Annotated in this window: 12 protein-coding genes; 9 read left to right on the plus strand and 3 right to left on the minus strand. The window is 47.8% G+C overall.

From position 1 onward, the window contains the following. The first annotated feature begins 41 nt into the window (after positions 1–41). The 3 genes from BMW79_RS18990 (at position 42) to BMW79_RS19000 (ending at position 2,667) form a co-directional block, all read left to right on the plus strand. Entirely contained in the window at positions 42–320 is a 279-nt protein-coding gene (locus tag BMW79_RS18990) for a SelT/SelW/SelH family protein (RefSeq protein ID WP_089903952.1), read from the plus strand. A gap of 61 nt (positions 321–381) precedes the next feature. Continuing rightward, the gene (locus tag BMW79_RS18995; protein ID WP_089897224.1) at positions 382–1,569 is read left to right on the plus strand and encodes a BamA/TamA family outer membrane protein; all 1,188 of its coding nucleotides are present in this window, start codon (positions 382–384) and stop codon (positions 1,567–1,569) included. 81 nt (positions 1,570–1,650) lie between these two features. Then, positions 1,651–2,667: an outer membrane beta-barrel protein gene (locus BMW79_RS19000; RefSeq protein ID WP_089897225.1), complete on the plus strand. Its 1,017-nt coding sequence runs from the start codon at positions 1,651–1,653 to the stop codon at positions 2,665–2,667. Between the two features lie 71 nt (positions 2,668–2,738). Here BMW79_RS19000 and BMW79_RS19005 read toward each other — a convergent pair whose 3' ends face one another. Beyond that, positions 2,739–3,686 (minus strand): aldo/keto reductase, encoded by a 948-nt coding sequence (locus BMW79_RS19005; protein ID WP_089897226.1) that lies wholly within the window; start codon positions 3,684–3,686, stop codon positions 2,739–2,741. An 81-nt stretch (positions 3,687–3,767) separates the two neighbouring features. On the opposite strand from BMW79_RS19005, the gene BMW79_RS19010 reads away from it, so the two are divergent. From BMW79_RS19010 to BMW79_RS19035, 6 genes are all read left to right on the plus strand, one after another. Then, the gene (locus BMW79_RS19010; protein ID WP_143059219.1) at positions 3,768–4,583 is read left to right on the plus strand and encodes a DUF6630 family protein; all 816 of its coding nucleotides are present in this window, start codon (positions 3,768–3,770) and stop codon (positions 4,581–4,583) included. Positions 4,584–4,671: 88 nt separating this feature from the next. Continuing rightward, positions 4,672–5,031 carry a hypothetical protein gene (locus tag BMW79_RS19015; RefSeq protein WP_089897228.1) on the plus strand — a complete coding sequence of 120 codons (360 nt, stop codon included), beginning with the start codon at positions 4,672–4,674 and terminating at the stop codon, positions 5,029–5,031. 47 nt (positions 5,032–5,078) lie between these two features. After that, positions 5,079–6,476: a TolC family protein gene (locus BMW79_RS19020; protein ID WP_089897229.1), complete on the plus strand. Its 1,398-nt coding sequence runs from the start codon at positions 5,079–5,081 to the stop codon at positions 6,474–6,476. 11 nt (positions 6,477–6,487) lie between these two features. Next, entirely contained in the window at positions 6,488–9,697 is a 3,210-nt protein-coding gene (locus BMW79_RS19025) for an efflux RND transporter permease subunit (protein ID WP_089897230.1), read from the plus strand. A gap of 11 nt (positions 9,698–9,708) precedes the next feature. Continuing rightward, entirely contained in the window at positions 9,709–10,797 is a 1,089-nt protein-coding gene (locus tag BMW79_RS19030; RefSeq protein ID WP_089897231.1) for an efflux RND transporter periplasmic adaptor subunit, read from the plus strand. 42 nt (positions 10,798–10,839) lie between these two features. Further along, entirely contained in the window at positions 10,840–11,034 is a 195-nt protein-coding gene (locus BMW79_RS19035; protein WP_089897232.1) for a hypothetical protein, read from the plus strand. 386 nt (positions 11,035–11,420) lie between these two features. Here the strand turns inward: BMW79_RS19035 and BMW79_RS19040 are convergent, their stop codons facing one another. After that, entirely contained in the window at positions 11,421–12,068 is a 648-nt protein-coding gene (locus tag BMW79_RS19040) for a MarC family protein (protein ID WP_218150383.1), read from the minus strand. A gap of 42 nt (positions 12,069–12,110) precedes the next feature. Continuing rightward, the gene (locus BMW79_RS19045) at positions 12,111–12,725 is read right to left on the minus strand and encodes a trimeric intracellular cation channel family protein (protein WP_089897233.1); all 615 of its coding nucleotides are present in this window, start codon (positions 12,723–12,725) and stop codon (positions 12,111–12,113) included. Positions 12,726–12,779: the final 54 nt, after the last annotated feature.

Below are 12,779 nucleotides of genomic sequence, written 5' to 3' on the forward strand. Positions count from 1 at the left end.
TAAATTTATCATGTGTGACAGGCCTTCTTAAATCAAGGCATATGAAACCAGTTATTACGATAGAGTATTGTCCTAAATGCGGCTGGTTGCTGCGCGCCGCTTACATGGCCCAGGAGCTGCTGACTACCTTTACCGAAGATCTGGGTGGTGTTACCCTCCGTCCCAGTGAAACCGGCGGGTCTTATATCATCTGGCTCAATGAGGAAAAGATTTTTGATCGTAAAGATGCCGGTCATTTCCCGGAAATAAAGTTCCTGAAACAACTGGTACGGGACCACGTAAATCCGGAAAAAAGCCTGGGCCACTCCGACAGGCCGTGATTTCAGGGGAGCCGGTTGTAGAATGTGATCGGCTTCGCTAAAATCTTTACATTTGCAGCCTATGTGTAAAAACCTCCATATCACGGCTTTATTAATTTTATTGGCATCAGGTGTAAAGGCTCAGCAGGATAGCGTTATAAAAACAGCCCCTTCTTCACGGACAGGGATATACGATAGCGTAGGGATACGCAAACGCAGTTTTTTCCCTTTACCGGTGTTGGGGTATTCACAGGAAAAGGGACTGGAGATTGGAGCAGCTATGCTCTATTCCTTTTACACAGATAACAGTAACCCGGACCGCAGTACCCGTAATTCAACCCTGAACCTGATCCCAGCGATTACTACAGAAAACCAGTTTAAGATTGATCTCAAGGCCAATATCTGGACCCGCAGCAATACCTGGCATTTTAAAAGTAATCTCCGTTATCATAACTATCCGCTCTACTTCTTTGGCATAGGAGATACCACCCATTATGATACCCGTTCACTGGTAAACAATACCCGGTATAAAGTACAGGTAGAAGGCGAACGACGCATCACCGGGCACTTCTATGCAGGCGCGTCGGTCTTGTATCAACGAGATACCTACAGCAGTGGCGACGACAAAGGTATTTATACCACGATGCCGCTGGTAGATAAAGAGGGTGGATATGTTACCTTCCTGGGGCTGACCGGCATCTTTGATAACCGGGATAATGAGAATTTTACCCGTTATGGCTGGTGGTTCAAACTCAACCTGGCCTATGCACCGGCTTTCCTGAGCAAGCATCCGCTTTTTAAAATGGAAGCACAGGGTACCCATTTCCTTTCCATCTCCCGGAAAAGCACCCTTGGTTTTAATGGCATTTTCAACAGCCTGCAAGGCAACGATCTGCCCTTTTACCTCTTGCCTGAAATGGGCAACGACCTGATCATGCGCGGTTACTATACCGGCAGGTACCGTAACCAGAATTATCTCGCAGGACAGGCGGAATACCGCTACCTGGTAGATCCTAAAATGAGGATCCATATCTGGTTTGTAGATATCAAACCTAAATTTGCGCTGGCTGCGTTTGCCGGTGCAGGTTCGGTGTTTGCTAACCGCGATTTTAATTTCAGTGGTTTTAAACCCAGCGGTGGGGTGGGGATCCGTTATTTCTATGATGAAAATGCCAGGCTTACTATTCGTATAGACTATGCCGTAGGAGAAAAACGGAGCGGTGAGCCAAGACAAAAAGGACTCTACCTGTCCCTGGCGGAAGCTTTTTAGTTTAATAGTTGGAGTGATGGTTATGTGCTAATAATTTGTTAACTTTCAATAGATTGTTATACAACACCAAAACCATTGCATATGAAAAAACTATTCCTGTTAGGAGCAACCACGCTGCTTTTAACTGCAACTATCAGTACGCAAGCTCAGGACAATTCCAGCACCTCCTCATCTTCTCATTCTAAATTTTATCTGAAAGTAGCCGGGGGCTATTTTTTTAGCGTGTCTCCCGGACAATTTCCTAACGTTGGTCCATATCCGCCGCAGGATCTGCATACACAACTGACGCCCGGTACAGGACTTGATACCCTGGCCCGCAAAGTACTCACCGGCTCTTATGGAGAGGGTTTCAGAGCGGGACTTTCCATTGGTTACAACATCAATAAATACCTGGCCGTAGAGGGAACGTTCAATTATTTCCACAGCAAGAAAAACCTGATGACCCGCCAACTCACTACCCTGGCCGGTTCTGGTAAGGAACTCGGACATGTGGAATCGCATGGATATGTAAATGCGGTGGATTTCGCACCCAGCCTGGTAGTAAGTCCGGGATTGGAAAAAATTAATCCATATGTACGTTTTGGCGTGGTGGTACCTTTATGGGGTCGTCTGTATATTGAAACAGATGCCAGCCAGTTGTCTACTCCCGCCGGTATCCCGGTTGGCACACAGGTAGCTACCGCTATCAGCAGAAAGGAAGAAATCAAGCCTAATGTTACCATCGGCTTCCAGGGCGCGCTGGGTGTGTCTTTCAGGGCAGGTTCCCGCTTTGATATATTCGTGGAAACAGAATACCGGAATGTTCCGGTGCGCAGCAAAGAGAAAGAGATTACCCAATACAATGAAACGAATACGCTCATCAATGGTACAACAGGCGCCGTGGTACAACCGTTGCCTGGTCGTACGCTCAACGACCTGTCGGTAGCGGAAAAGAACACCGAATACCAGACTACGCTCGACAAAAACTCCAATACACCAGTGAATCAGCAGGGAAGCAAAGTCATTTATAAAGATAACAACAGCGCTTCCAATGACCTGAAATCATATATTAACATCGGTGGTTTGGGGGTGAATGCAGGATTGAAATTCCGCTTGTAAAGATACAACAGCATAAAACAAACAGGGAAGGTCTGAAAACCTTCCCTGTTTGTTTTATTTAAACCCCGAAACTATTCACTTGCTTTATCGAGTAGTGCTATCGAAGCTGCATCCAGCTGTAATTGCACGCCGTTCATCAGTTCGTGTAATTGTGCCTTACTGGTAGCGCTGGCAATAGGCGCTGCTACTGCCGGGCGTGTCAGCAACCAGGCCAGCGCCACACCAGCCGGCGTGGAATGATGCGCTGCTGCCACCTGGTCCAGTGCTGCCAGGATCCGGAGACCCTTTTCGTTCAGGTAGCTTAATGCTGTTTGCCCACGTGCGCCACTCTTACTGCTGTCGGCCTGTCGCCGGTATTTACCGGTCAGAAAGCCACTGGCCAATGAATAATAATTGATGACGCCAAGATCATTCGCTTCGCAGAGCGTCGCATACTGACTTTCATATTGTGCCCGGTCATAGAGATTATACTCCGGCTGGAACGTTTCATATCTGGGTAAGCCATTTTTTTCGCTGTACTCCAGGCTCTCTTTCAAACGGGCCGCGCTCATATTGGAAGCGCCGATAGCCCTTACTTTACCTGCTTTTATAAGTGTGTCATACGCTTCGAGCGTTTCCTGTACCGGTGTGGACTCCACATCATAATGGGTTTGATACAGGTCGATATAATCTGTCTGTAACCGCTTCAGCGAATCTTCTGCGGCTTTCAGGAGATAAGCCTTTGTGACGTTCTTACCATTGCCCATATCCGCCCCGCCTTTCGTAGCAATGATCACTTTGTCGCGGTTGCCGCGTTGGTGCATCCACTTACCGATAATCGTTTCAGATTCGCCGCCTGTATTCCCCGGAACCCAACGTGAATACACATCTGCCGTATCGACCAGGTTAAAACCGGAGGCGGTAAATTCATCCAGCAAAGAGAAAGAAGTGGATTCGTTGGCCGACCAGCCAAAAACATTGCCGCCAAAGGCGAGCGGGGCTACCAATAGCCCGGATTTTCCCAGTTTCCGTTTTTCCATAATAATTTTTTTATTGATTCTTCACACGGGTACATCCCGTATGTAATTTAACTACTTTTGCTGTTCACCGGATTAAATTTTATGCCAGAACAAATACCTGCTATTTCACGTGAAGATTTCAACTGGTTAACACAGACCTACGGAAAGGAAACCGGTTATTCGCATATAGATACCAAAGAAAGCGTGGTACACGAAATATTCATGGACAAGGTACTCATTGGTACCGCCTTCCTGAATTGTGCCTCTTATGAGCTTTCTTTCGGCAACGGACTGCATATCCGCAAGAACAGACTGGATGATTATAAGCTGCATGATAAAGCCGTGCTGATCGCCGATGACATGACCGAGGAAGATGAGGATGAACTGGAGCTTCGCTGGTCCACATTGATTCATGAATTAAAAATGCTGGATAACCTGCATAGTTTGTCCAATGCCCGTGAGCCACTGGAACAACTGTTCCTCGACATCTTCCCGGAAGAGGATGCAGAAGAACTGATCAGTAAGCTCCCGGAAATTGTGGTACCCGATGTAACCATTATCTGGTCGGAAGTTTACGCCGCATTATCTGCTACCGGCAATGTCGTAGAATTTGAATGGCAGGAGTTTGCCGACAACGGTATTTTAGCGCTTAACGAACTATTTCCCTTGCAGGTGGCGGGTGTAGAGCTGAAAGCACCGGATGCTGCCACCTTTCAGGCAATCATGGCAGAAGAGGATTTTGCCAAAGGCATCCTTGATTTTGTGAATGAACAACTGGAAGCGTACGAACTGAAAATAGTTGCCGTAGGCACCAGCCTGGATGAATACCAGTCTTTCGCCTGCTTCAATATGCAGGATTTTCGCCTGGCCAATGCCATGCTGAAAATGGAAGAACTCTGCCTGATCTGCTTTTTCTAGTGTATTAAAATCCCGTTAAAAAAGCATAGCCATAGATAGAAAAATCCAATGGATTCAATATCTTAGTAAATTCATTACAGTGTACCACATGAAATTATTCCGGCATTTATTCTTTGTATTGATCGCGGTGATGATCCTGCCACAGGCGCAGGGGCATAGTACCCTGGTACAAAAGAAAGTGCTGGCAGATATTCATGCGGCAAATAATGGGGTGACTTTCCAGGCCGCTGTAAAGTCGCCCCGTTTCCGGGCTACGGTCAACCGTTTCAAACGCCGCCCGGTAGGCATCAACGACAGTTACGGGCATGAAAAAGTATCCCCGGTTCTGCTGGATGCCGTTACCGCCTCTTTTATTTATGTAGACAAAACCATTGGTGGTTATTACTTTAACCCCTACCTCAGCGTACCTACGCCGCTAAGAAGCTGGCGAGGCCCCCCAACCGCATAGTAACCCGTTTTTACACTCTATTTATTTCATTTTCTTTTTAGCGATTTATGAACTTACATATGATCGCGAAGAAGTCGTGTTGGTGGTTGCTATGTATTTTTCCCTTCACTTCTTTGTTCGCACAATCTGCAGCGGAACGCTTTTCGCTGCAGCGGGCTATTGCGCTTACTTTGGCGCATTACCCTGCTATCAAGGCCAAACAGGCCCAGGTAAATGCCGGGCAGGCCAGTCTTACTGACGTTAAACACAATTGGTATCCGGCTATAAAACTGCATGAGCAACTGGACGCCGGCACAGATAACAGTATTTATGGTTCCTATTTTACGATGGGAATGATTCCATCTACCTCCGGTGGTATCCGTGCGGAAAACAATAATGCGTTGATGAGTGGTAATATCGCCATGGCAGCTATGCAATGGGAGATTTATAACTTTGGCGCCTATCACAGTGAACAGCAACAGGCGGCCCGCTCACTCAACGTACAACAAACCGATCTTAATAATACGGCAAACCAACTGACCGTCTCCGTGATACAAAATTACCTGGAATTACTCCGGCTCTATGCCTTGCAGCAAATCGCGGCAGATAATATCCAGCGTAATGCCGAAGTACTGAAAGCAGTTACCGCTACCGTGTTACATGGCCTGAAACCTGGTGTGGACAGTGCCGTAGCCGCTGCAGAATTATCCAAAGCGCGACTGACATGGCTGGATATAAAGAATAACTACAACCAGGTACGCATTCAGCTCAGTATTTTCACCGGGCTGGATACGCTACAGATCAGCGCGGATACCATTTCCAATCAGCGACTGCCGGTATTGCTGGGGGAAGAGATCCCTGACAGCCTCTCCGCCCATCCTATGCTGGCATACTACAACGCGGTGTATGAACAGCAACGTGCCGCCGCCGATGTGATCCGGAAATCCACGCTGCCAAAAGTAAATCTCATGGCAGCCGGATGGATGCGCGGTTCCAGCGGATCATTCAATGACGTATATGATAAGAATCTCTGGAGCGGACTGGGATACAGCCGTTACAATTACCTGCTCGGTTTAGGGATTACATATAACCTGACAGACCTGAAACGTACCCATGAAAAAGTAGCGGTACAACAATACAAATCGGTAGTGGCCGAACAACAGCTGGAAACCACCCGTACTACACTGAATGGCTTGCTGCAACAGGCGCAGGCGGATATACAGACATCCAGGGAAAAGCTCCGGGAACTGCCTTTGCAGCTGGGGGCCGCCAGGGCTGCCGCCCGGCAGAAAATGGCTTTGTACAAAGGAGGCCTTGCGAACATCATCGATGTAACGACAGCGCTGTTTGTACTTAACCGCGCGGAAACAGACCTGGTGCAAACCCGCGATGCCGCCTGGAAGGCGCTGTTTCGCGCCGCCTATGCAGGCAACACGATGTCACAACTTTTACCTGATCTGAACTAAACGCTACTATTATGTCATTTGTGTCTTCGGCATTGAAGAAGCCCATCGCGGTGGTCGTGATCACCGGCGGATTGCTGCTTTTTTCCTTGCTGTCTATGTTCAATATACCCATCGACATCTTCCCCAAACTGAACCTGCCTACTATCTATGTGATAGAGCCATACGGGGGCATGTCGCCGCAACAAATGGAAGGTTTTTTTGCCACCAGGCTACAGGATCAGTTCCTGTATGTGAATGGGGTGAAAAATATTACCACTAAAAACATACAGGGGTTAACGTTATTAAAACTCACTTTTTATGAGAATACAGATATGGCGGAAGCCTCCGCCCAGGTGGCTTTACAGGTAAACCGGGCCATGAAGTTTTTTCCACCGGGTGCATTGCCGCCGCAGGTAATGCGTTTCGATGCATCGTCTTTACCGGTGGGAGAGCTGGTGTTCAGCAGTCCGAAGAAGTCTTTGAAGGAAATATATGACCTCGCTGCCACCCGTATCCGGCCTATGTTTGCCTCGGTGCCCGGCTTATCGGCACCACCGCCGTTTGGCGCCAATTCCCGTTCGGTAGTGGTGAACGTAGATCCGCAGAAACTCCGCAGCTTCAATCTTAGTGCAGACGAAGTGGTGGAAGCCATCGCGAAAAACAATGTGATGACGCCCTCCGGCAATATCCGGATCAATAACACCATGTTCGTGACCACTATTAATTCACTCGAAAAACAGGTGGCCGATTTCGGTGATATTCCTATTGTGACCAATGGCAACAATAATGTGTTTATCCGTGATGTAGCCAGGGTAGCGGATGCTACTGATGTGACAGTAGATTACGCCCTTGTAAACGGTAAACGGTCTGTATATATCCCGGTGGTGAAAACGGCGGATGCATCTACCTGGGATGTAGTAAAAACATTGAAATCAAAGATCCCGGAAATGCAAAGCCTGTTGCCCGATGATGTAAAAGTATCTTACGAATTTGATCAGTCGGTGTTTGTGATCAATGCGGTGAAAAGCCTCATTACAGAAGGGGCCCTGGGTGCATTGCTCACGGGGTTGATGGTGTTGCTGTTCCTGCGGGATCTGCGGAGTTGCCTGGTGGTAGTGGTGACTATTCCGGTGGCCGTATTATGTGCCGTGATGGGATTGAAACTAGCCGGACAAACCATCAATATCATGACACTGAGCGGGCTGGCGCTGGCCATCGGGATCCTGGTAGATCAGGCCACGGTGACCATTGAGAACATTCACCAGCACCTGGAAATGGGTAAATCCAAACGGCAGGCGATCTATGATGCCTGTGAGGAGATTGCTTTTCCGCTGCTGCTGATTTTGTTATGTATCCTGGCGGTTTTTGCACCTTCCTTTATCATGACAGGTGTACCGCGCGCCATGTTCCTGCCACTGTCGCTGTCGATCGGTTTTGCCATGATCGCTTCTTACTTTGCCGCACAAACCTTAGTACCGGTTATTGCAAACTGGTGGTTAAAGGAAGATAGATACCAGCACCACGCACATGCCAGTCTGGTGCTGGATGCGGAAGAAATAAAAGAAGTAAATGAACACCTGCAACAAGAACAGCAACATCCGGAAAAAGCCAGGGGCTTTGAGCGGTTCAAGCTCGGCTTCATGCGTATACTCGAAGGAGGGATGAAGAATTCCCGTATAGTCGTTACCGTTTATATTATTGGTTCCTTGCTGCTGGCGGGTGGTTGCTATGTGTGGATAGGGAAGGACCTGATGCCGCATGTTAATGCAGGGCAGTTCCAGCTTCGTTTACGCATGCCTGACGGTACGCGGCTGGAGCGAACTGAAACTGGTCTGCACCAGGTGCTGGCAATCGTAGACAGCACGGTAGAGGGGCATGTAGCCATCAGTTCCGCTTATGTAGGCTTGATTCCCAGCAGTTATGGCACCAGCAACCTGTATATTTTCAACAGTGGTACCCATGAAGCGGTGTTGCAGGTGAACCTGGAAGAAGATTATAAAGTAGATATTGAAAAGCTGAAAGACCAGCTAAGGAAGAATATTACGGCCAGTATTCCGGAGATGCGGGTGTCTTTTGAGCCTATCGATCTCACGGAGAAAATTATGAGCCAGGGCGCCGCTACGCCTATAGAAGTAAGGGTGGCCGGGAAGGACATGCAGCAGATTTCCGGTTATGCGCAACAGTTGGTTAGTAAGCTTAGTGACATTCCTTTTCTCCGTGATGTACAGATTGCGCAGCCACTGCATTTTCCCGTGATCAGTATTCATATCGACCGGCTTAAACTGGCCCAGATGGGATTGAATATCTACCAGGTGGCACGTTCAGTAACAGCTTCTACTTCCTCCAGCAGGTTCACCGAAAAGAATCAATGGCTGGATGAAAAAGTTGCCTATACCTACCAGGTACAGGTGCAGGTGCCGGAATACAATATGACGGCACTCAACGACCTGAAGGAAATTCCGCTGGTAAAAGGCCAGCCAAGGCCGGTGCTGGCAGATGTGGCCACATTTACCACCACAGAAATGCCGGGAGAATACGACCGCGCCGGACCACGTAGATTCGTTACCGTTAGTGCCAATATTTCGGGGAAAGATCTGGGTGCTGCTACTGCAGCAGTACAGAAAGCGATTAAGGATAACGGTACGCCGCCAAAGGGGCTGGTCACCGAACTGAAAGGGGCTTCCAGCCTGCTCGTAGAAACGCTGGGCAGTCTGCAAAACGGTCTGATGATCGCTATTGCCGTCATCTTTCTGTTGCTGGCGGCCAATTATCAGTCGTTTAAATTATCGCTGGTGGTGCTGACTACTATTCCTGCGGTAATTGCGGGCGCGCTGATTGCGTTGCTGTTAACCGGCGCCACTTTGAACCTGCAATCCTATATGGGTATGATCATGTCTACCGGTGTATCCGTGGCCAATGCGATCCTGATTGTGACCAATGCAGAAAAGCTGAGGGTAGAATACCGGGATGCCCGCAAGGCGGCTATTGTGAGTGCCGGTGTGAGATTACGTCCCATCCTTATGACGAGTCTCGCTATGATAGCCGGTATGATCCCTATGGCCAGTGGCCTCGGGGAGGCGGGCGACCAAACCGCTCCGTTGGGCCGTGCTGTGATCGGTGGCCTCATTGCCTCCACACTGGCGGCCTTACTCATTTTACCCCAGGTGTATGCGTGGATCCAGCAGAAAGCCAGTTACCAATCGCCTTCCCTGATGCCTGACGAACCCAATGAATTAAATTAAAATATAAAATTATGAAGCATTATAAATATTACTTATCCGGTTGTCTTCTTCTGAGTGCCATGGCTGCGTGTAATTCGGCGGCAATGCCGGATAAGAAAAAAGAAACAAAAGAGGCACGTCATTATACAATGGCGACGGTGGTACAACAGCCCCTGGCGGGAAATATACGGCTGCCTGGCGCGCTGGCGGCTTTCCAGAAGGTAAGCATCTATCCGAGGATCAATGGATTTGTGAAAAGTATTGCAGTGGATCGCGGTTCCAAAGTAAGAAAAGGGCAGGTGTTGCTGGTATTGGAAGCACCGGAAGTAACACAGCACTATTATGCGGCGCAGTCAAAATATTTGCAGGCTGCTGCCATGTTTGCTTCCAGTAAAGATAATTATGAGCGCACGGTTGCCACCAGTGAAGAGCCGGGAACCATTTCTGCGCATGACCTGGAACTGGCCAGGGCCCGCATGCTGGCTGACAGCGCCTTGATGAACAGTGAACAGGCAAATTTCCGGGCGCAGGAAGTGAATCGCAGCTATCTTACGGTTACTGCGCCCTTTGATGGTGTGATTACGGAACGTAATATTCATCCCGGGGCCCTGGTAGGGCCTGATACCAAAGTGGACGACAAACCTATGCTCATGCTGGAGCAGGAAGATAAGCTGAGGCTTATTCTTCAGGTACCGGAAATATATAGTGCCCAGCTGGCACAGCAATCGGTGATCAGTTTTGATGTGAATGCGATCCCGGGTGAGCATTTCCAGGGGACCATCGCCAGGCAGGCGGGTACGCTCAACGACCGGTACCGTTCAGAAGCTGTGGAAATTGATGTACAGAACGCGAAACACTTACTCAAAGCAGGGATGTATACAGAAGTGGTGCTGCCACTGAAAGGATCTGCACAGGCATTATTGGTGCCGGCTAATGCAGTGGTGATGTCTACCGAAAGGAAGTATGTGGTGGTAGTAAAAGACCATCAAACAAAATGGGTGGATATCGAGGAAGGAAACCACCACAACGATTCTACAGAAGTTTTTGGTGCGCTGCATGCAAACGACCAGGTCATTGCGCCGGCCACTGATGAAATCAGGGAAGGCCTGTTGATCCCGTAAAGACGGCAGTTTTTTTGCAGCCAGTCATTAAAACCATGACTTATGACGATCAAAAAAACTACGGAAGAAAAGCGCGACCTGAAAGAGATCAAACGTAAGAATGAGGCCGTTGCTCCCGCTAAAGGCGGTGCTAAAAAGGAAACGAACGACGATAAAAACAATGTGCTGGAAGGGTATAATGAAGATGAATATGATCAGAAGGATATCGCAGACAGCAAACGCAAAAAGAAAAGCTAAAAAAAATGGCCGTCCCGAAGAATCGGGACGGCTTTTCTGCTAACTGTTCCGTCTATATTGATTTTTTTATGTTCTTATTAAAAAAAGAGAACAAATAACATCCACCTAGTAATCAATAACGGATTTACCTGTTGTTCAACTAAAAAAAATCTTTTAAAGCGGGCAATAGTATCTCTGCACGCGCCAACGTGAAGAGTTTCTGACAGGATAAAATGGTTTTTGGATTTTGTCCGATGCGTCTGATAATCATAGCGGGTTAACGCTATGGGATGATGGCTACTTTTCGTCTTTGCTATACTTTCATTTTATGCTTACCCTAAATAATCCTTTGGTCCGCATCTGAAATAATAACACGAATCGATTTAAAATTGTTCTGAAAATTTCCGTTAAAAATTAAAAAGCTCGCGGAGGCCCAATGCGAGCATCTGAACACCGATAACGGCGAGAATAAGTCCCATCATTTTTGTAATGACCATCATTACATTGGTGCCGATAATTTTTACAATGCGCTCACCTGCAATAAAGAGAAGATAGGTGATATAACATATAAATGCATAAATGCCTATTACAATGGCAAGATGTGTTAGATCTTTTGCAGCAGAATAACTCATAGAGGTGGTAATGGCGCCAGGGCCTGCCAGCAGGGGCATTGCCAGTGGGGTAATGGCTACACTGATATTCTGGTCTGCCTTTATGGGCTGCGTACCCAGTTTGGGATTTTCTGCTTTATTTTCTTTTTCCCCCCGCACCATTTCATAACCGATCACAAACACAAGAATGCCGCCCGTTACCCGGAGCGCTGCGAGTGTGATACCAAAAACGTGGAAAATCAGTTTACCCGCCACACTAAAAACAAGAATGATACAGAAGGCAATTAATACTGACTTGGTGGCAATATTCCGTTTTGCTTTTTTATCCATATTGGAGGTGAGTTCCATAAAAACAGGAATCGCCGAAATAGGATTTACAATTGCCAGTAATCCCATGAATACCGTTGTTGCAAAAGCAATGTAGTTATCAAATAATGCCATCATATCAGCAATATAATAAATTTTATTTAGCGGCAAATAAATGTACTAGGCCCGCAAGCGAGGTAGTTGCCAGTTGTGGCGCAGACTGACCAATCGTATCGTAACTATAACGGTAACGGCTATACCCTGAGCAATGTCGCCCGAGATGCCGGTAAAATGACCGGCCACCAGGTAAAGGGTACCTCCTGCAATCGATGCAGCGGCATATATTTCCCGGGTAAAAAGAATGGGTTGTTCATCGCTGATCACATCGCGCAACAGGCCGCCAAAGGTGCCTGTAATGACGCCCAGCGCCACACAAACGGGCAGGGGAAGTCCTGCCGCCAATCCTTTGTTGATGCCGGTAATAGTAAACATGCCCAGACCGATGGCATCGAAGGTGCTGAGTAAACGGTTCAGTTTTTTTACATAGGAAAAAAACAAAGCCGCAATAATCGCGGCTACAATAATAGCAGAGTTGCTGAGTTCATCCGTCATCCAGGCCACCGGCGTGGCGCCGATCAACAGGTCGCGGATGGTTCCGCCACCAATAGCCGTTACAAAGGCCAATGCCAGTAACCCGATAACATCGTATGATTTATTAATAGCTGCTGTGGCTCCCGAAACAGCAAATGCAAATGTGCCCAGTAATTCCAATACCTGAAGGAAGGTAAGCTGCATGCGCCTTGTCTTATTTTGTGAACTAAGATAAGGATACTTTATATTACAATAACA

Origin of the sequence: Chitinophaga arvensicola (genome assembly GCF_900110835.1) — a bacterium.
GTDB classification, from domain to species: domain Bacteria; phylum Bacteroidota; class Bacteroidia; order Chitinophagales; family Chitinophagaceae; genus Chitinophaga; species Chitinophaga arvensicola.

Bases quoted from the DNA above. Each gene is read 5' to 3' on its own strand.
- BMW79_RS18990 (WP_089903952.1), top strand. From the start codon at position 42: ATGAAACCAGTTATTACGATAGAGTATTGTCCTAAATGCGGCTGGTTG.
- BMW79_RS18995 (WP_089897224.1), top strand. From the start codon at position 382: ATGTGTAAAAACCTCCATATCACGGCTTTATTAATTTTATTGGCATCA.
- BMW79_RS19000 (WP_089897225.1), top strand. From the start codon at position 1,651: ATGAAAAAACTATTCCTGTTAGGAGCAACCACGCTGCTTTTAACTGCA.
- BMW79_RS19005 (WP_089897226.1), bottom strand. From the start codon at position 3,686: ATGGAAAAACGGAAACTGGGAAAATCCGGGCTATTGGTAGCCCCGCTC.
- BMW79_RS19010 (WP_143059219.1), top strand. From the start codon at position 3,768: ATGCCAGAACAAATACCTGCTATTTCACGTGAAGATTTCAACTGGTTA.
- BMW79_RS19015 (WP_089897228.1), top strand. From the start codon at position 4,672: ATGAAATTATTCCGGCATTTATTCTTTGTATTGATCGCGGTGATGATC.
- BMW79_RS19020 (WP_089897229.1), top strand. From the start codon at position 5,079: ATGAACTTACATATGATCGCGAAGAAGTCGTGTTGGTGGTTGCTATGT.
- BMW79_RS19025 (WP_089897230.1), top strand. From the start codon at position 6,488: ATGTCATTTGTGTCTTCGGCATTGAAGAAGCCCATCGCGGTGGTCGTG.
- BMW79_RS19030 (WP_089897231.1), top strand. From the start codon at position 9,709: ATGAAGCATTATAAATATTACTTATCCGGTTGTCTTCTTCTGAGTGCC.
- BMW79_RS19035 (WP_089897232.1), top strand. From the start codon at position 10,840: ATGACGATCAAAAAAACTACGGAAGAAAAGCGCGACCTGAAAGAGATC.
- BMW79_RS19040 (WP_218150383.1), bottom strand. From the start codon at position 12,068: ATGATGGCATTATTTGATAACTACATTGCTTTTGCAACAACGGTATTC.
- BMW79_RS19045 (WP_089897233.1), bottom strand. From the start codon at position 12,725: ATGCAGCTTACCTTCCTTCAGGTATTGGAATTACTGGGCACATTTGCA.